Annotated in this window: 18 protein-coding genes and 1 tRNA gene; 6 read left to right on the top strand and 13 right to left on the bottom strand. The window is 61.0% G+C overall.

Annotated elements, in window-relative coordinates; genetic code table 11:
- Nucleotides 1-71 precede the first annotated feature (71 nt).
- The 4 genes from ACRQ1B_RS21375 to argH form a co-directional block, all read right to left on the bottom strand.
- On the bottom strand, nucleotides 72-2,852 hold the full coding sequence (locus ACRQ1B_RS21375) for a TIGR02302 family protein (protein WP_432296065.1): 2,781 nt from the start codon (nucleotides 2,850-2,852) through the stop codon (nucleotides 72-74).
- 183 nt (nucleotides 2,853-3,035) lie between these two features.
- Nucleotides 3,036-4,304, bottom strand: a complete 1,269-nt coding sequence (gene lysA, locus ACRQ1B_RS21380; RefSeq protein ID WP_432296067.1) for a diaminopimelate decarboxylase — start codon at nucleotides 4,302-4,304, stop codon at nucleotides 3,036-3,038.
- A gap of 13 nt (nucleotides 4,305-4,317) precedes the next feature.
- On the bottom strand, nucleotides 4,318-4,527 hold the full coding sequence (lptM, locus tag ACRQ1B_RS21385) for an LPS translocon maturation chaperone LptM (protein ID WP_432296068.1): 210 nt from the start codon (nucleotides 4,525-4,527) through the stop codon (nucleotides 4,318-4,320).
- A gap of 109 nt (nucleotides 4,528-4,636) precedes the next feature.
- Nucleotides 4,637-6,040 (bottom strand): argininosuccinate lyase, encoded by a 1,404-nt coding sequence (gene argH, locus ACRQ1B_RS21390; protein ID WP_432296069.1) that lies wholly within the window; start codon nucleotides 6,038-6,040, stop codon nucleotides 4,637-4,639.
- A gap of 21 nt (nucleotides 6,041-6,061) precedes the next feature.
- Between argH and tlpA the strand changes: the two genes are divergently transcribed.
- Entirely contained in the window at nucleotides 6,062-6,733 is a 672-nt protein-coding gene (gene tlpA / locus ACRQ1B_RS21395; RefSeq protein ID WP_432296070.1) for a thiol:disulfide interchange protein TlpA, read from the top strand.
- 333 nt (nucleotides 6,734-7,066) lie between these two features.
- Here tlpA and ACRQ1B_RS21400 read toward each other — a convergent pair whose 3' ends face one another.
- The 6 genes from ACRQ1B_RS21400 to ACRQ1B_RS21425 form a co-directional block, all read right to left on the bottom strand.
- Entirely contained in the window at nucleotides 7,067-7,948 is an 882-nt protein-coding gene (locus ACRQ1B_RS21400; RefSeq protein WP_432296071.1) for a 3-hydroxybutyryl-CoA dehydrogenase, read from the bottom strand.
- Between the two features lie 121 nt (nucleotides 7,949-8,069).
- Complete coding sequence (locus ACRQ1B_RS21405) at nucleotides 8,070-8,999, bottom strand: electron transfer flavoprotein subunit alpha/FixB family protein (RefSeq protein WP_432296072.1); 930 nt, start codon at nucleotides 8,997-8,999, stop codon at nucleotides 8,070-8,072.
- Between the two features lie 20 nt (nucleotides 9,000-9,019).
- Nucleotides 9,020-9,766, bottom strand: a complete 747-nt coding sequence (locus ACRQ1B_RS21410) for an electron transfer flavoprotein subunit beta/FixA family protein (protein WP_432296073.1) — start codon at nucleotides 9,764-9,766, stop codon at nucleotides 9,020-9,022.
- Nucleotides 9,767-9,950: 184 nt separating this feature from the next.
- The gene (locus ACRQ1B_RS21415; RefSeq protein WP_432296074.1) at nucleotides 9,951-10,529 is read right to left on the bottom strand and encodes a cob(I)yrinic acid a,c-diamide adenosyltransferase; all 579 of its coding nucleotides are present in this window, start codon (nucleotides 10,527-10,529) and stop codon (nucleotides 9,951-9,953) included.
- Nucleotides 10,529-10,726 carry a twin transmembrane helix small protein gene (locus ACRQ1B_RS21420; protein ID WP_112729151.1) on the bottom strand — a complete coding sequence of 66 codons (198 nt, stop codon included), beginning with the start codon at nucleotides 10,724-10,726 and terminating at the stop codon, nucleotides 10,529-10,531. The genes ACRQ1B_RS21415 and ACRQ1B_RS21420 overlap by 1 nt, the downstream gene beginning before the upstream one ends.
- Nucleotides 10,727-10,761: 35 nt before the next feature.
- On the bottom strand, nucleotides 10,762-11,595 hold the full coding sequence (locus ACRQ1B_RS21425; protein WP_432296075.1) for an SDR family oxidoreductase: 834 nt from the start codon (nucleotides 11,593-11,595) through the stop codon (nucleotides 10,762-10,764).
- A gap of 119 nt (nucleotides 11,596-11,714) precedes the next feature.
- Between ACRQ1B_RS21425 and ACRQ1B_RS21430 the strand changes: the two genes are divergently transcribed.
- A complete protein-coding gene (locus ACRQ1B_RS21430; RefSeq protein ID WP_432296076.1) occupies nucleotides 11,715-12,695 on the top strand; it encodes a YihY/virulence factor BrkB family protein in 981 nt (326 codons plus the stop codon).
- Here ACRQ1B_RS21430 and gluQRS read toward each other — a convergent pair.
- Nucleotides 12,660-13,541 (bottom strand): tRNA glutamyl-Q(34) synthetase GluQRS, encoded by an 882-nt coding sequence (gene gluQRS, locus ACRQ1B_RS21435; protein WP_432296077.1) that lies wholly within the window; start codon nucleotides 13,539-13,541, stop codon nucleotides 12,660-12,662. The genes ACRQ1B_RS21430 and gluQRS overlap by 36 nt on opposite strands.
- A 67-nt stretch (nucleotides 13,542-13,608) precedes the next feature.
- On the opposite strand from gluQRS, the gene ACRQ1B_RS21440 reads away from it, so the two are divergent.
- Both ACRQ1B_RS21440 and ACRQ1B_RS21445 read left to right on the top strand, forming a co-directional pair.
- Nucleotides 13,609-14,250, top strand: coding sequence for a DNA-3-methyladenine glycosylase family protein (locus ACRQ1B_RS21440; protein WP_432296078.1), 642 nt, complete (start codon nucleotides 13,609-13,611; stop codon nucleotides 14,248-14,250).
- Nucleotides 14,251-14,384: 134 nt separating this feature from the next.
- A complete protein-coding gene (locus tag ACRQ1B_RS21445; RefSeq protein ID WP_432296079.1) occupies nucleotides 14,385-14,942 on the top strand; it encodes an HNH endonuclease in 558 nt (185 codons plus the stop codon).
- 96 nt (nucleotides 14,943-15,038) lie between these two features.
- Here ACRQ1B_RS21445 and ACRQ1B_RS21450 read toward each other — a convergent pair whose 3' ends face one another.
- Nucleotides 15,039-15,566, bottom strand: a complete 528-nt coding sequence (locus ACRQ1B_RS21450; RefSeq protein ID WP_432296081.1) for a disulfide bond formation protein B — start codon at nucleotides 15,564-15,566, stop codon at nucleotides 15,039-15,041.
- Between the two features lie 260 nt (nucleotides 15,567-15,826).
- Here ACRQ1B_RS21450 and ACRQ1B_RS21455 point away from each other — a divergent pair.
- Both ACRQ1B_RS21455 and ACRQ1B_RS21460 read left to right on the top strand, forming a co-directional pair.
- Nucleotides 15,827-15,911: transfer RNA gene (locus ACRQ1B_RS21455), tRNA-Leu, on the top strand.
- 206 nt (nucleotides 15,912-16,117) lie between these two features.
- Nucleotides 16,118-16,324 carry a hypothetical protein gene (locus ACRQ1B_RS21460; RefSeq protein ID WP_432296082.1) on the top strand — a complete coding sequence of 69 codons (207 nt, stop codon included), beginning with the start codon at nucleotides 16,118-16,120 and terminating at the stop codon, nucleotides 16,322-16,324.
- Between the two features lie 132 nt (nucleotides 16,325-16,456).
- Here the strand turns inward: ACRQ1B_RS21460 and rhaI are convergent, their stop codons facing one another.
- Nucleotides 16,457-17,749: an L-rhamnose catabolism isomerase gene (rhaI, locus tag ACRQ1B_RS21465; protein ID WP_432296083.1), complete on the bottom strand. Its 1,293-nt coding sequence runs from the start codon at nucleotides 17,747-17,749 to the stop codon at nucleotides 16,457-16,459.
- Nucleotides 17,750-17,881: the final 132 nt, after the last annotated feature.

Raw genomic sequence — 17,881 nt, forward strand, 5'->3', positions numbered from 1 at the left:
TGCAGCCGCCTTCTGGCTGTTTTGATGGCGATTCGACACGTAAATGCGGTCTCTCTGCGTCAACTTGCAGGTCAGCGCATTTCCAGCAGCCGCTCGAGATACCGCCGCTCGGCCTCACCTGACAGCGCACCGCCAAGCTTTTCGCGGATGGCATCGAGAATTTCGCGGGCGCGCTGCACGTCGATCTCGTCCGGCACCTTCACCTGATCGCCAAACTCGGGGCCGGAGCTGGAGCGCAAGCGACCGAGCGGGTCTCGGCCGTTCTGGCCTCCCTGATTGGCCATGCCTTCCCCTTCGCCCTGACCCTGGCCGGGCTGCTGGCCCTGCATGGCCTGCATCATCTGCTGCATCATGCTCTGGGCAACCTGACGCAGCGCGTTGAGCGCATTGCCCTGGCCTTCAACGGCCTGTTCGCCCTGGCCCTGACCCAGTGCCTGACCGGCATTGCCCATCTCGCGTTCAGCCTGACCGAAGCCGGGGCCGGGATCCATGCCGAGTTCCTTCAGGCCCTTCTGCAATTCGCCGAGCTGCTTGCCGAGACCTTCCTGCTGGGCACGAAGATTCTTTAGCGCCTCGCGCAGCTGTTCGGCGGTCATCTGATCGGTCGATTGCTGGCCCTGCTGCCCTTGGCCCTGCTGTCCCTGTTGACCTTGCTGGCCCTGTTGCTGCTGGCCACCCTGCTGGTTCTGGCCTTGCTGATTTTGATCTTGCTGGTTGCCTTGTTGATTTTGTCCCTGCTCATAGGGGCTTTCGCCCTGCTGTTCCGGGTCGCCGCGCTGCAGGCGGTCGCGCAGGGCCTGATCGAGCTTGAACGTTTCGTCCATCAGCCGCTGCTGCTGCTGCATGATCTCGCCGAGCTTGTCGATCTGCTGGCGCATCTGGCTGTTCTGCTGCTGGCCCTGTTGACCCTGCTGGCCGCGCTGCGGGCGTCCGGCCTGCAGGTTGTTCATCATACGCTGCAATTGCTGCAACATCTGCTGGGCGGCGTCGCGGTTGCCGGAACGGGCCAGATTTTCGATCTGGTCCATCATGTTCTGCAGGTCGCGCTGGCGGATCATGTTTTGGGCCTGCATGTTCTGCTGCCCCTGCGGCGCATTCTGCATGCGCTGCGCAAGCTCGTTCATGAACTGTTGCATGGCTTCGCGCAGTTCCTGCGTCAGCTTGGCGATTTCTTCGTCGCTCGCGCCCTTTTCGATGGCGTCAGACAAATTTTGCTGCGCATCGCGCAGGCGTTTTTCCGCCGCCGAAAGGTCGCCGTCCTCGATGCCAAGGGCGATTTCCCAGAGATATTCGGCGGTCTGTTTCAGCTGTTCCTCGCCACGTGCCAGTTCCATCCGGCCCTTGGCGGACTGGATCAGCAGAAAGTGGCTGAGGTTCGGAATGGTCTCGTCGGGGCGGATGGTCAGCGCCTCGTTGAGCGCGATGGCTTTCGGCATCTGTCGAGTGTCGAGCGCAAACACCTGACGTTCTTCCGCGACGGCTGCGGCCAGCGGTTCGGTGAAATTGCGCGAGGGCAGAACCATTTCCAGCGACGGGCTGCGGCCTTCCTGACCGGCACCGTCGGTGGCGACCAGCGTGATGCGCACGCGTTTGCCGGCGAGCGGATGTTCGGTCAGGTTGCGGCTGGAAAGCCCCTTGGCCTCGCGATTGTTTTGACGCGGGATGTCGAGCTTGTAGTCCGGCAGCGGATAAAGCGGCTTTGCCTTGTCGTCGGCTTTTTCCACCGGCTCGATCAAGGCAAGCGCCTTGGTGATCCCGTAATCGTCCTTGGCGCGGAAACCGATTTCCAGCGCACCATTGACGGCACGGCGTGGCTGGTTGTCGAAGGCGATTTCCGGTGCCTTGTCGGGAATGACGTCGAACATCCATTGCTGGCCGTTGACGCTCAGGTCGCCGCTTTGTGCAACTTTCATCGCATAGGTGCGTGGGGCTAACGGCTTGTCGCCGTCTTCGGAAGCGGTTGTTGGTGCCGGTGCTGTCGGTGCCGGCGTGCCCGGAGCGGCAGGATCCTGCGGCTTGGGTTCGTTGGCAGCCAAGACACGGGCCTCTCCGCCTTCGAGCGGCGAAAACCGAACGGTTTCCTCGCCTTCACCGCCGGTGACACGGACGGTCAGTTCGGAGTTCTCCGGGATTTCCACGGCCTGTGCGCCGGTCGCTTGGCGGCCGGTGAGGAAGACCGGTGCCTTGCCGGTATAGCTCGGCGGCGTCAACCACGCGTCGATGCGCAGATCGGGATTGACGCGGGCGGCCGGTGCTGACGGGATGAGGGCGTCAGCTGTAGAGCCGCCACCATTGGAGAAGGAATAACCGAAGGCTGCGACGAGGAGGAGAGCCGGCAGTGCGCGAAAACCATAACGGTCGTAATTGGCGATGCCGGGGCGGGGCAGGCCGGCATCGAGGGCGGCGATACGCTCGGCCATGCGGGTCTGGTGTTCGCGCCAGAGGGCGCGTGAGAACGGCGTTTCGAAGGCCGGTTCGTCATCCTGCACGCCGACCGGCTGGTGCGGGAGGTTGTTGCGGTCTTCCAGCAGACGGTCCGCATCGGCCGAACCCGGCAGGCGCATGCGCACCAGTGGCAGAAGCGAGGCGAGGAAGGCGAAGGTGAAGAGGAAATTCAGCGCCCAGCGCAGCCAGTCCGGCGAGAGGCGCATGAGGCCGAACCACGAGATGGACAGGAACAGCGCAACGACGCAAAGCGGTGCGAGCGACAGCGGCAGAAGGCGTTCCAAAAACAGGACGAGGCGGGCGACACCACGCTTCAGCGCCACGCGGCGTGCCAGATCCGGCTTCAGCGCGAAAGCACCTTTGGCGCCACTGTCTCCGGCTTTGTTGCCCGTGTTTTCCGGTCTCATGCGGTCCGTCTCCGTCGTCGTGGCGGCGCAAATCGGTGGCGCGGCGCGCTCTGAGGCGCAATCCTTCAAACTGCAAGGATAGCAATCTTTGTGGCGAAGACGAGGGGGCAGGGGCCTAAGCCCCCGCATTTTACGATATATCGCTCAATCGTGAACGGGCTTCACGCCCGTATCAGCGTGAGATCAGGCCAGCCAGTCGGGCACGGAATCGAGCGCGATCAGCTCCTCATAGGTGCCGCGCGGGCGGATGACGTGGAACGTGTCGCCCTTGACCAGCACTTCGGGAACCAGAAGGCGGGTGTTGTAGGTGCCGGCCTGCACGGCGCCATAGGCGCCGGCGGAAGAGACTGCAAAAAGGTCGCCCGGCTTCGGCACCGCCATGTCGCGGTCGAGTGCCAGATAGTCGCCAGTCTCGCAGACTGGGCCAACCACGTCGGCCTTGATGTGGACGGCGTCCTTTTCCGGCAGAACGACGGGGCGAAGGCCGTGATGGGCTTCGTAGAGCGTCGGGCGGATCAGGTCGTTCATGGCACCGTCGACGATGACAAAGGTTTTTTCGCCGGCATCCTTCACGTACAGCACTTCGGTCACCAGAATGCCGGCATTGCCGACGATCAGGCGGCCGGGCTCGGTGACGACGCGGCAGTTGAGGCTCTTGAGGCCATCGGTGACGATTTCCGCATATGCCGTCGGCTCCGGCGGCGGATTGTTGTCATCGTGATAGGGAATGCCGAGGCCGCCACCGACGTCCACATGGGTGATGGTGTGGCCATCGCCGCGCAGCGTTTCCACCAGTTCGCGCATCAGCTTGAAGGCATCGGCAAATGGCTGCAGATCGGTGATCTGGCTGCCGATATGCATGTCTATGCCGGCGACTTCGATGCCGGGCAGCTGAGCTGCATGCGCGTAAACCTCGCGGGCGCGCTTGTAGGAAATGCCGAACTTGTTTTCCTTCTTGCCCGTCGAGATTTTTGCATGCGTGCGGGCATCGACATCCGGGTTGATGCGGAAGGAGACGTGTGCCTTCTTGCCGGCCTTGACGGCGCGCAGGTTCAGCACTTCCAGTTCCGGTTCGGACTCGACGTTAAAACAGTAGATGCCGGCTTCGAGCGCGAAATCCATTTCCGCTGCCGTCTTGCCGACGCCGGAAAACACGATGCGTTCGGCCGGAATACCGGCAGCCAACGCGCGGCGCAACTCACCGCCCGAAACAACGTCGGCGCCGGCGCCGAGGCGGGCGAGCGTCTTCAGGACGGCCTGGTTGGAGTTCGCCTTCATGGCGTAGCAGACCATGGCATCAAGGCCGTCAAAGGCCTTCGAAAAGACCTTGTAGTGGCGTTCCAGCGTTGCCGTCGAATAGACGTAGAACGGCGTACCGACCGCCTTGGCGATTTCGGTTACGGGTACGTTTTCGGCGTGCAGCACGCCGTCGATATATTGAAAATGGTTCACGGTTCAGCCCGGATCAGAGCAGGGAGTCGAGGACGAAAGGCTTTTCCGGCGCCTGTTCCTTTGGCGCGTTGGTGTCCTTGCGCTTGTTCTGCATTTCGATCGGCGTGCTCGGGCGGTCGAGATCACCCTTGCGGCCACAGCCGGCAAGAACGAGGCCGGCAACGGCAGCGACGACCGTGATGCGGCCAGCATTGCGCCCCAAATTCAGCAGCGATTTCGACATTCCCGTTCCCTTAAATCAGCATGGCGGACGACGATGTCATAGAGGGTTTCGTCGCCCTTGTGCAGTCACATTCGCGAAGTCGGGCAGCGCGCCCGCCGCTTCATGGCAATCAGTTGCGCGCGCGCCACCAGGCGATCTGTTTTCTGACCTCTGCCGGTGCCGTGCCGCCAAAACTGGTGCGGCTGGCGACGGAGGCATCGACCGAGAGAACGTTGAAGACGTTTTCCGTGATCGCCGGGTTGATCTCCTGCAGTTCGGCCAGCGACAGTTCGGAAAGATCGCAGCCCTTGCTCTCCGCCAGCGCGACGGCGCGGCCTGTGACATGGTGGGCTTCGCGGAAGGGCAGGTTGACTTCGCGCACCAGCCAGTCGGCAAGGTCGGTGGCGGTCGAATAACCGGCGCCGGCGGCCTGGCGCATGCGGTCGGTGCGGATGGTCATGTCGCGCATCATGCCGGTCATGGCGGCAATCGCCAGTTCCAGGTTTTCGGCGGCGTCAAACACCTGTTCCTTGTCTTCCTGCATGTCCTTGGAATAGGCGAGCGGCAGGCCCTTCATGACCGTCAGAAGCGCCACCAGCGAGCCGTTGATACGGCCGGTCTTGGCGCGCACCAGTTCGGCGGCATCGGGGTTCTTTTTCTGCGGCATGATCGACGAGCCGGTGGAAAAGGCGTCGGACAGGCGCACGAAACCGAATTGCGGCGTCGACCAGATGACGATTTCTTCGGCGAGACGCGACAGGTGCATGGCGCAGATGGCGGCGACCGACAGGAATTCCAGCGCGAAATCGCGGTCGGAAACGGTGTCGATCGAGTTGCGGGTCGGCTCGCGGAAACCGAGTGCCTTTGCCGTCATGTGGCGGTCGATCGGGTAGGGCGTGCCGGCAAGCGCTGCGGCACCGATCGGGCTTTCGTCGAGATGGTCGATGGCATGGCGCACGCGGGCGCGGTCGCGACCGAACATTTCGACATAGGCCATGCAGTGGTGGCCAAAGGTGACCGGCTGGGCGGTCTGCAGATGCGTGAAGCCGGGCATGACGGTATCGGCATGTTCTTCGGCGCGGTCGAGGAAGGCGGCGATCAGGTCGCTCAGCATCCTCTCCGTCTTGGCAAGCTCTTCCTTCACCCAGAGGCGGAAATCGAGCGCTACCTGGTCGTTGCGCGAACGGGCGGTGTGCAGGCGGCCGGCGGCGGGACCGATCAGGTCGGCCAGCTTCGCCTCGATATTCATGTGAATGTCCTCGAGCTTGCGCGAGAACTGGAACGAGCCCTGCTCGATCTCTGACATGATCGTGTTCAGACCGGTGATGATCTTGTCTTTATCTTCGCTCGAAATGATGCCTTTTTCGGCGAGCATGGTCGCATGCGCGATCGAGCCGCGAATATCCTGGGCGTAGAGCTTCTTGTCGAAACCGATGGAGGCATTTATCTCCTCCATGATAGCGTCCGGCCCGGAAGCAAAACGACCGCCCCACATCTGGTTGGAGGTGAGTGCGTCCTTCGTGCCGTCAGCCATGATGCCCGTCCTGGAGTAGTTATGACAGAGAAACGACCTTTCGGCCTACCGTCTGCCAGATTGATTGCCATTGCTGCCACCGCGGGGATCCTGGCGGGAGCCGTGGCGGTATACGTGACGAACATGGGGTCTGGCAATGCCACCGAGGTTGCCGGTGGCGCCTGTGAGGGTGCGATCAAGCGGGTGGCGACGGTCAACGAGCTGTCGAAGGGCGAAGTGGCGGCAATGAGCGGCGTCGATCGCCCACGGCCGATCGACACTCTCGTCTTCAAGGACGCGGCGAAAGGCGAGGGCGCGCCTGATCTCACCATGACCGATTTTGCCGGCAAGACGGTGCTGCTCAATCTCTGGGCCACCTGGTGCGTGCCCTGCCGCGAGGAAATGCCGGCGCTGAACACGCTGCAGCACGAAATGGGCGGTAAGGATTTCGAAGTCGTCGCGATCAATATCGATACCGGCAGCGCCCAGAAGCCGAAGAATTTTCTCACCGATACCGGCGTCGATGCGCTCGGGTTTTATCGCGACAGTTCGATGGGCGTGTTCAATGCGCTGAAGAAGGAAGGCCTGGCTTTTGGCCTTCCGGTCTCGTTGCTGTTCGATGACAAGGGGTGTCTGATCGGCGCGATGAACGGTCCGGCCGAGTGGGCGAGCGAGGATGCCAAGAAGCTGATTACGGGCGTGAAAGGCGGGTGATCCACGTCGGCCTGCGTCCAGAGACTTTACGGCCAAAGTCTTTTTGTTATTCTCGGTATGGTTGCGCTGACGGAAGCAGATGCGCTCTGCCAGGCGTCTCGGGGAGGGTGGCCACTCCGACCTAGGCGAAGGCCTCGTCATCCAACCGGAGGGTGATCTATGTGGCCTATGCCATTTAGAATCACGTTTATCTTACGGAAAACCCGCACGAGCTGGCAGGCAAGCGTGCGGGTTGAATTCCGAAAATAGACCAGAGAGGCGGGCGCAAGCTCGCCTCTCACTCCGAAATATACGCCTTGACGGCATACTGTGCAAGACAGTGCGCGCTTCGAACTACCGCGTCGGGACCGGCACTTCGCCGCGGTAATCATAAAAACCGCGACCGGACTTGCGGCCGAGCCAGCCGGCCTCGACATATTTTACGAGAAGCGGGCAGGGGCGGTATTTGCTGTCGGCCAGTCCATCATGCAGGACCTGCATGATCGACAGGCAGGTATCGAGGCCGATGAAATCGGCGAGCTGCAACGGGCCCATTGGATGGTTGGCGCCGAGCTTCATGGCGGTGTCGATCGCCTCGACCGAGCCGACGCCTTCATAAAGCGTATAGATCGCCTCGTTGATCATCGGCAGCAGGATGCGGTTGACGATGAAGGCCGGAAAGTCCTCGGCGACCGTAAAGGTCTTGTCGAGAGTGGAGACATATTCCTTGGCGGCGTTGAAGGTCTTTTCTTCCGTCGCGATGCCGCGCACCAGTTCCACCAGCTTCATCACCGGCACCGGATTCATGAAGTGGATGCCCATGAACCGTTCCGGGCGGTCGGTGGCGGAGGCAAGGCGGGTGATGGAGAGCGACGAGGTATTGGTCGCGAGAATGGCTTCCGGGCGCAGGACGGGACACACGGTCGCAAAGATCTTGCGCTTGATCGCTTCGTCTTCCGTGGCAGCCTCGACCACGAGATCCATCGAAGCAAGGTCGTTGACATCCGTCGAGCCGCTGATGCGCGAAAGAGCCGTCTTGCGTTCTTCTTCCGTCAGCTTGCCGGCGCCGACCTGACGGGCGAGCGTGCCGTTGATCGTGGCAAGGGCTGCCTCGATGCGATCCTGGGCCAGATCGTAGATCTGGATCTTGTAGCCGGCGATGGAGGACACATGTGCGATGCCGCAGCCCATCTGGCCCGCGCCGATGATGCCGATGTTCTTGATGGCGGTGGACATGTTCGCTCCTGCGTTTCTGTCTGGTTTGCCCAGTCGAATGTAAAATGCCGAACCCTTGTCGGGTCCGGCAGATTGTTAGCCATGCGGGTGGTATTTAGCCAGCCCCTTTTGATGCACTCGGTTAAAGCGCCTTTTCCAGCTGCGGCAGGATCTCGAACAGATCGCCGACGAGGCCGTAATCGGCGACCTGGAAGATCGGCGCTTCCTCGTCCTTGTTGATGGCGACGATGACCTTCGAATCCTTCATGCCGGCGAGATGCTGGATGGCACCGGAAATGCCGACCGCGATATAAAGCTGCGGTGCGACGACCTTGCCGGTCTGGCCGACCTGCCAGTCGTTGGGGGCATAGCCGGCATCGACGGCGGCGCGCGAGGCACCGACGGCGGCACCGAGCTTGTCGGCCACCGGCAGGATGACTTCCTGGAATTTTTCCGAGGAGCCAAGCGCACGGCCACCGGAAATGATCACCTTGGCCGAAGTCAGTTCAGGACGTTCGGATTCAGCCAGTGCGTCGGACACGAAGGTCGACAGGCCGGCATTGCCGGCTGCCGTTGCGTTCTCGACTGAGGCCGAACCGCCTTCCGCCGTTGCCGCAAAGGACGCGGTGCGCACGGTGATGACCTTTTTGGCATCGCTGGACTGCACCGTCTGGATGGCGTTGCCGGCATAGATCGGACGCTTGAACGTGTCGGCCGAAACGACCTCGACGATTTCCGAAATCTGCATGACATCGAGCAGGGCTGCGACGCGCGGCAGGACGTTCTTCACCGAAACGGAGGCCGGTCCGAGGATGACGTCATAGGCAGGGGCGAGCGAGACGATCAGGTCGGCCAGCGGCTCGGCGAGATTGTTGGCATAAGCCGCATCGTCAGCCAGCAGAACCTTTGTTACGCCCGAAAGCTTTGCAGCCGCGTCGGCGGCAGCCTTGGCGCCGGAACCGGCCACCAGCACATGCACGTCGCCGCCGATCTGGGATGCTGCGGTCAGGGCCTTGGCGGTCTGGTCGTTGAGGCTGGCATTGTCGTGTTCGGCGAGAAGAAGAATGGTCATGATTTGCTCCTGTCCTACCGTTAGATCACGCCAGCGGTCTTGAGGCTGGACACCAGCTCCTCAACCGACTTAACCTTGATACCGGCCTTGCGGCCGCCCGGCTCTTCCGTCTTCAGAACCTTCAAGCGCGGCGCGACATCGACGCCGAAATCGGCCGGCGCCTTCTTGTCGAGCGGCTTTTTCTTGGCCTTCATGATGTTCGGCAGCGAGGCGTAACGCGGCTCGTTGAGGCGCAGGTCGGAGGTGACGATGGCCGGCAGCTTGACGTCGATCGTCTGCAGTCCGCCATCGACTTCGCGGGTCACGGTCGCCTTGTCGGCACCGAGGTCGATCTTGGATGCAAACGTTGCCTGCCCCCAGTTGAGCAGGGCTGCCAGCATCTGGCCGGTCTGGTTCGAATCGTCGTCGATCGCCTGCTTGCCGACGATGACCAGGCCCGGCTGTTCAGCCTCGACCACGCCCTTCAGCAGTTTTGCGACGGCGAGCGGCTCGACGGCTTCGTCGGTCTCGATCAGGATGCCGCGATCGGCGCCCATGGCAAGAGCGGTGCGGATGGTTTCTTCCGCCTTCGCCGGGCCGATCGATACGATGACGATCTCTTCCGCCTTGCCGGCTTCCTTCAGACGCAGCGCTTCCTCGACGGAAATTTCGTCGAACGGGTTCATCGACATCTTCACGTTGGTCAGTTCGACACCCGTATTGTCCGGTTTCACCCGGATTTTTACGTTGTAATCGACCACACGTTTTACCGGCACAAGGATCTTCATGGCTTCCTTCCTTTGGACATCACGCCGCCGCAAGATGCGACGTCTCCCACGCGTTCAGTTGTCAATTGACGACATGGGTAAGCATTTTTTTGAGCGAACACAATGTGCTTGCCCGACATCGGGCGTGTCGATTTGTCATAACGCCATTCCATCCTCCCGGAGTACCGCGCGATGGCAAAGCTGTTCAGCGATTTTGCCCCGGCACCCATAAAATATCGGCCTTGCCGTTGCCATTGGCATAACGGGCGGCCACGAACAGGAAGTCGGAGAGCCGGTTGATGTATTTCAGTGCCGGTTCGCTGACGACCTCGTCTGCCTGCTGCGCCAGCGCCACCATGATGCGTTCGGCTCGCCGTGATGTCGCACGCGCGACATGCAGGTTGGCCGCGGCCGGGCTGCCGCCGGGAAGAACGAAGGAGGTGAGCGGATCAAGGCTTTCGTTCAGGCGGTCGATTTCGGCCTCGAGCCGGTCCACCTGCGACTGCACGATGCGCAGTGGTTCGTATTTCGGCGGCGTGCCGGTATCGGGTGTGGCAAGGTCTGCACCGAGGTCGAACAGGTCGTTCTGGATGCGGAACAGCATCGGGTCGAGCGCGGACATGGCGCCGGTGTGGAGGCGTGCGATGCCGATGAGCGAATTGGTCTCGTCCACCGTGCCATAGGCTTCGACGCGCAGATCGTGCTTGAAGCGGCGCGGGCCATCCACGAGGCCGGTCGTGCCATTGTCGCCGGTGCGGGTATAGATCTTGTTGAGCTTGACCATCAGCGGCCACCGCCGGACAGCCACAACGTGAGCATGATCAGGCCGATGGCGACAGCCTGCAGCAGCACGCGCAGCTGCATCAGCTTGTTGGAACGGTTGGCATCCTGCCCCTTGACCATGTTGAACAGGCCGCGGATCAGCACGAGCGCCACGAGGCCCATGACGATCACCGTGAGAACGGTGGTGAAACTGGACATTTTTGGCGCCTCCCGGATTTTCTTGTCGTTATTGTTCAGTCAAATTTGCGCATCAGCCGGTAGAAAAGGTCTGCGGGCAAAAACCATTTCAACAACATGCCCTGTTTTGCCGGTTTGGTGACGAGATAATGTGGCTTTGGCCTCTGTGCGGTCAAGGCGTGTATCAGCACCTTGTGAACGGCTTCGGGCCCGAGCTTGTGGCGATTGACCGGGCCTGAACCATCCAGCCGCGCCAACTGGCGTTTGTATTCCTGCGCATGGGCGGAATTTTCGAGGTCGATATTTTTTCGCACGGCCTCGAGCGCATTGGCGGTGAAACGCGAGGCGATCGGGCCGGGTTCGATCAGGCTGACATGGATGCCGGAACCGTCGAGTTCCATGCGCATCGTCACCGTCAGACCTTCGAGCGCAAATTTGGAGGCATTGTAGGCGCCGCGATAACGATAGGGGATGAGGCCGAGGATGGAGGAGCAGTTGACGATGCGGCCATGGCCCTGGGCCCGCATGATGGGGATGACCCGCCGCGTCAGTTCGTGCCAGCCGAAGACGTTGGTTTCGAACTGGACGCGCAGCACATCGGTGGTGAGGTCCTCCACTGCGCCCGGCTGGCCATAAGCGCCGTTGTTGAACAGTGCGTCGATGCGGCCGCCAGTGCGCGTTGTGACTGTCTCTACCAGCGCGGCGATGGTTTCGGTTTTCGTGTAATCCATCAGCAGGGCTTCGATACCGTCGGCTTCGAGCGCCGCGAGGTCTTCTTGCTTGCGTACGGTCGCAAAAACACGCCAGCCTTCGGCCTTCAATGCCCGCGCGCAATAAGCGCCTATGCCGGATGAACAGCCGGTGACGATGATGGTGCGCCGCTCGGTCATGTTCTGCAAACCTTCATGCTCATTCGGAACTATAGATCCTGTACAACGCCCGGGGATTTCCCATATTTCAGGGTGGAAAACAACGGAGCGGCGGGTGCCAAAAAACCTGTCCGGAGAGAATGCGCAAAACCGCCTGGTACAGCCTTGCCTATACGGTCCTGTCGGATGCCTATAACCATTTCCACGAGGACGATGGCTGGGCGATGGCGAGCCATGTGGCGCTGTCCGGTCTGCTGGCGCTCTTCCCGTTCCTGATCTTCGGGACCGCGCTTGCCGGTTTTCTCGGCGCCAGCACGTTTTCATCGACCTCCATCCATCTGCTGTTTGACGCATGGCCGGCGGATATCGCCGATCCGCTGCAGGCCGAAATCCAGCGTGTGCTCGAAATTCCGCGCGGCGGCCTGTTGACGGTATCTGTTCTGGCGGCCGCCTATTTTGCCTCCAATGGCGTGGAGGCGCTGCGCATCTCGCTCAATCGCGCCTACCGCGTCAGCGAAACCCGCGCCTGGTACGTTACCCGTTTGGCCAGCCTTGGTTACATCGTGGTGGTTGTCGTGGTGTTTGCGGCGATCAGCATTCTGCTCGTTGCCATTCCCATCGCCTTGCGCTTTGCCGGCACGCGGTTTCCGCAATTGCAGGACTGGCTCGGTGGGCTGATGAACTACAGCACTTACGGTATCTACGGCACGGTGGCGATTGTGGTGATCGGCTTGATCGCCTCGCACAAATGGCTGCCGGCCGGTAGCCGGCGGCTGGTCGATATTTTGCCGGGCGCGCTGCTGACCATTGTCTTCTGGGCCGGCGGCGCCTTTGCCTTTGCCTCCTACCTGTCTACCTTCGCCACTTACGCGGCCACCTACGCCGGCCTTGCCTCGGTGATGATCGTGCTGGTGTTTCTCTACATGGTCGGCGTGATCTTCATGCTCGGCGCGGAAGTGAATGCGGCGCTGATGAAATACCGCGTCTATTCCGTGGTGACCCATCATCTGCGCACGGGCGAAATGCCGGGGGAGGTGACCGGCGCCGGTGGCCGTGATCCGGCCGACGCCGGGTCGAGCCAAACTCTAGAGGCCGACAAGGTGGCGGATATCGGCCGCTGAGCGGCCGTTTTCGCGTAAGTGTGCAAGCCCGGTCGAACCGCTGCTTTTCGAGAGTTTTTTGCCGTCTTGATCCAGCAATAGCCGATGGTGATGGTAGAGCGGTTGCGGCAGGTTCAGCAATGTCTGCAAAAGCCGGTGTACGGATGTGGCGTGAAACAGATCCAGCCCGCGCACCACATTGGTGATGCCTTGCAGGGCGTCGTCCACCACCACTGAGAGGTGATAGCTGGAAGGCGCATCCGAGCGCGACAGGATGATATCGCCCCATGCGGCAGGGCCGGCGGGAATGCTGCCGCGTTCTCCGTCGCCGGTCTCCTGCCATGTCAACGGTTCACTGATCGTCGCCAGCGCCCTTGCCATGTCCAGCCGCCATGCATGGCGGATGCCTTGCTGCATCAGCGACTGACGCTCGTTGGCGGAGCGCAGCTTGTCCCTGTCAGGGTAAAGCGGTGAACCGTCGGGATCACGAGGCCATGGTCTGCCGGTCTTTTCGTGGTCCGCCACGATCGCCTTGACCTCGCCTCGTGTCAGGAAGGCGGGATAGATCAGCCCCATGGCATCCAGCCGCGCCAGCGCTTCGGCATAGGCATCGAAATGCTGCGATTGTTTTCGGACCGGCTCTTCCCAGGTCAGGCCTAGCCATGCCAGGTCCTCGAAAATCGCCTGTTCGTATTGCGGCGTGCAGCGGGTGAGGTCGATATCTTCGATGCGCAGCAGAAAGCGCCCACCCGCCTGTTGCGCCATGTCGTGGTTGAGGATGGCGGACAGGGCATGGCCGAGATGCAGAAGCCCGTTGGGGCTCGGCGCGAAACGAAAGACAGGTTTTGGGTGGACATTCGAAGGCATGCGCGATTTGCTTGCGTTCGGGGGACTTGGTCAAGTCCGCGCATAAAAACTCATTCCACAGGGTTTCATGACAACCATCCGAGACATGAGCGATATCGAAACCGGCTTGACCTATCTGGTCGAGCTCGACCCGCGTCTCGAAACGGTTGTTGCCGCATCCGGCGCCGTGCCGTTGCGGCTGAGCGAGCCGGGTTTCGCGAGCCTTGCCTCCATCATCGTCTCGCAGATGGTGTCGAAGGCCAGTGCTGCCGCGATCTGGAACCGCATTCTGGCGCAAGGCATGGTGACGCCTGCCGGTTATCTGGCGATCTCGCCAGAAATTTCCGCCACGTTCGGCCTGTCGCGCGCCAAGGCGAAAACGCTGGCCGGTCTGGCCGAAGCCATCGCGGAAAAACGTGTCGATCTCGACGCGCTTTTGCAACTGCCGCCGGACGAGGCCATTGCCGGCCTGACGGCGCTGCCGGGCATCGGACCGTGGACGGCGGAAGTGTATCTGATGTTCTGCGGCGGGCACCCGGATGTTTTTCCGAGCGGTGACGTGGCCTTGCAGGCGGCGGTGGCGCATGCCTTTGCGCTCGAGGCACGGCCATCGTCCAAACAATTGCGGCAGATGGCCACAATCTGGTCGCCCTGGCGTTCGGTCGCCGCAAGGCTGTTCTGGGCTTATTACGCCACCCATATGCGCCGAGATGCCCTGCCGACGCTCTGATTCGGCACATGTTTGCGAGATTGGCTGTGACTGATTCGCCTATCAGCCAAGTGCCTGCATTTCTTGGCTTCACATTCCTGTAACAACGGTCCTAATATAGAGGAGATAGATGCCGAATCGGGTAGGAGCGTCACTTGACGATTGCAGTCTCCCCGCAGGCCTTGCCGGCGCTCGTCCTGAACGCTGACTATCGGCCGCTGAGTTATTATCCCTTGTCGTTATGGTCCTGGCAGGACGCGATCAAGGCGGTTTTCCTTGACCGTGTGAACATCATCGCCGAATACGACCACGCGGTGTCTTCCCCCAGCTTTTCGATGCGCCTGCCGAGTGTCGTCAGCCTGAAAACCTATGTGCAGCCGACCCGCAATCCGGCCTTCACCCGCTTCAACGTGTTTCTGCGCGACAAGTTCGAGTGCCAGTATTGCGGCGATCACAACGACCTGACCTTCGACCATGTCATTCCGCGCGCCCATGGCGGCGAAACGACATGGCAGAATGTCGTGGCCGCCTGTTCGCCCTGCAACCTGAAAAAGGGAAGCAAGCTGCCGAAACAGGCCGGCATGTTCCCGCACCAGAAACCCTATGCCCCGAGCGTGCAGGACCTGCACAACAATGGCCGGCTGTTTCCGCCCAACTATCTGCACGAAAGCTGGGTCGACTATCTCTACTGGGATACGGAACTGCAGCCGTAAGGCAGAGGCACGAAAAAGCTGTTTTCCGTTCTGATGAAAAAGACCGCCAGCGATCAGCGTTTTGGCGGTCTTTTCAATTCATCGGGGAAGAACGGGTCAAGCCGTTTTGCGGAAGGCGCCGACGAAGGCAAGCACTGCCAATGCGGCGCTGGTCAGGACGTTCCAGCCGGCCATGGAGAGACCGAGAACACGCAGCGCTGCGGCATCGCAGGAAGGGCCGCGTATGGTGTTGAGGTCATCGAGAAGACCGGCTGCGTTGGTGGTGACCGCACCGGCCGGATTGGTGCAGCTGGAAGGACCGGCCCAGAAGCCCCATTCGACGCCCGAGTGATAAACCGCGATGGCGCCGCCGACCAGCATCATCAGGCCGATCAGGGCCAACAGCACGCGTCCGGTCCAGGAGGGCAGCTTGAAGGCGATGGTGCCGATGGCAAGGATGCCGACCGGAATGCCGTAATAATAGGGATCGCGCTGGATCAGGCAGAGATGGCAGGGCATGTAGCCGCCGATATGCTGGAAGGCGAGCGCACTCAGAATGACGACGGCCATACCGAAGGTCAGGAGAAGGGGGAACGCGATCTGCGGAATGCTGCGGATGGAACCGCTGGATGCTGCATGCGCCATGGGCGTCTCCTGCTGTGTGTCACGCGGCATCGTGCCCATCATGGCATGGCGATGCTTGCCGCTGCTTTAAGCTTATGTGTGATCGCTGTAAATCGGCATGCCGTCGCAGATTGGCTTAGCGCATGGCACAGTTTCGTGAAGCGCGCCCTTGCGGCGGCTTGAAGACGGCAGAGATTTTTTCGGTGGTGCTGCCAAGAGGTGGCGAAGGCGTCTTGCCGCGTCGGCGCACTCATGCTAGAGGCCGATCACTCACTTGGAATGCCCCGTTGGCGGAATTGGTAGACGCGCCTGACTCAAAATCAGGTTCCGAGAGGAGTGCTGGTTCGATTCCGGCACGGGGCACCAGAAATCTTTAAGTAATTCAAAGTTTTATTTATGTTCGGCGTGCCAGATTTTTATCTGCTGCTGTCAGGCATGGAAGACGCCATCGTTTGTCTTCAGTTGACCCTCCGAAATCTCCGCTATTATCTGCGCGATCTCGTTGCCGACATCTGTGAACTGTTGGGCAGGGACAGGATTCGGAAATCTCTTGGGATATAGGACCTTCAACTTTGGACGACAGCGCGTCAAGCAAGCATGAAAACCAGCCGGATAAGCGAAAGCCGCCGATCTGGCCGTGGATCGTGATTTTGGTCCTGGTGCTGGCGGGCATCTATGCCCACCATCAGATTTCCATGATGATTGATGATTTCGGGCGGACAGGTCAGGACTTTGTTCAGCTGTTCGAATGGTTATGGTCCATCGTGGAGGCCGATTAGTCTGGTGTTGCGGCTGTGATTGTTTGGTCGCTTATGCGCACCATCATCGCTGCGTCTCAATTTTGCTTTCCGCCTCAAATGACAAACGGCGCGTCTTGCAACGCGCCGCCATTCGGTTCGTTTCCTGTCTGATCAGATTATGCCGCCGCTGCCGCCCACGACTGCGGGACGCTCCTCCGCCACCCTGGCGCGATACCCGCTGGCGCGAAAGGCGGCGATCGGGTCGATCGCTCCGCCGGTACGGCGGCGGGCTTCGGCGAGGATTGGTTCTACATCGGTCCGGTAGGCGCGTTTCAGCGTGTCGGTTGCCATCAGTGCGTCATTGTCTTCCTGAAAGCCGTCGAGCGCCGCGCGGTCGACGATCAGAGCTTGCGCGTAAGCGCGGCGGATCTCGTTGGCGCTGGAAATCAGGCTTTCGATCGGGTCGGTGACATTGTGCGACTGGTCGATCATGTGGGCCGGGTGAAAACCTTTTACGCCACGCGCTTCGGCGTCCACCAACTCGTTGAACACCAAGAACAGGCGATAGGGCTCGATTGAACCGGCATCGAGGTCGTCGTCGCCGTATTTCGAATCGTTGAAATGGAAACCGCCGAGTTTTTTCGCCTGTATGAGGCGGGCGACGATCATCTCGATATTGGTATTGGGCGCGTGGTGGCCGAGATCGACAAGGCAGAAAGCCTTTTCGCCGAGCGTCTGGGCAATCAGCAGGTTGCTGCCCCAGTCCTGCACGACGGTGGAATAGAAGGCCGGCTCGTACATCTTGTGTTCGGAAAACAGCCGCCAGTCATCCGGCAGCGCCTTGTAGATATCCGCCATCGACGACAGGTAGCGCTCGAACTGGCGGGTAAAATTGCTCTGGCCCGGAAAGTTGGAACCGTCACCGATCCAGACCGTCAAGGCCTTGGAGCCGATCGCGTTGCCGATCTCGATACATTCGATGTTGTGTTCGACGGCCTGCGCGCGGGTGGCGGCGTCGGTGTGGCTGAGCGAGCCGTATTTGTAGGAATGTTTCTGGTCCGGCGCGTCGGAAAATGTGTTGGAATTCATGGCGTCGAAACCGAGGCCAAGCTCCTCGCCCTTGGCGATGAGATCCTTCGGATCGGTCTTGTCCCATGGAATGTGCAGGGAGACATTTGGCGTCGCGCGGGTCAGCTGGTTGATGACGGCGCAGTCGTCGAGCTTGTCGAAAATGCCGCGCGGTTCGCCCTTGCCGGGGAACCTAGCAAAACGGGTGCCGCCGGTGCCGACACCCCAGGAGGGGACGGCCACGAAAAACTCCGAGACTTTTTGGGTGATGATTTCGATATCGATACCACGGCGGGACAGGTTGTCGCCGAGTGCCGCATAATCGAATGTGAGGGCGGTGAGGCGCGCTTCATTGTCCTTGTCGACGGTGTCGGCGGCGATCTTGAGTGTGGTCATGTCAAAAAAATCCTCCCGAAATGCTGTGAACTGCGGCTGCCCCTCATCCGGCTACCGCCACCTTCTCCCCGCAGGCGGGGAGAAGGGCTATGCCGCGCTCTCTCCGTCTTCCTTCAACTCCCGTGTCTGGAG

Source organism: Endobacterium panacihumi, assembly GCF_050847465.1.
In the GTDB taxonomy this organism is placed as follows: Bacteria; Pseudomonadota; Alphaproteobacteria; order Rhizobiales; family Rhizobiaceae; genus Neorhizobium; species Neorhizobium panacihumi.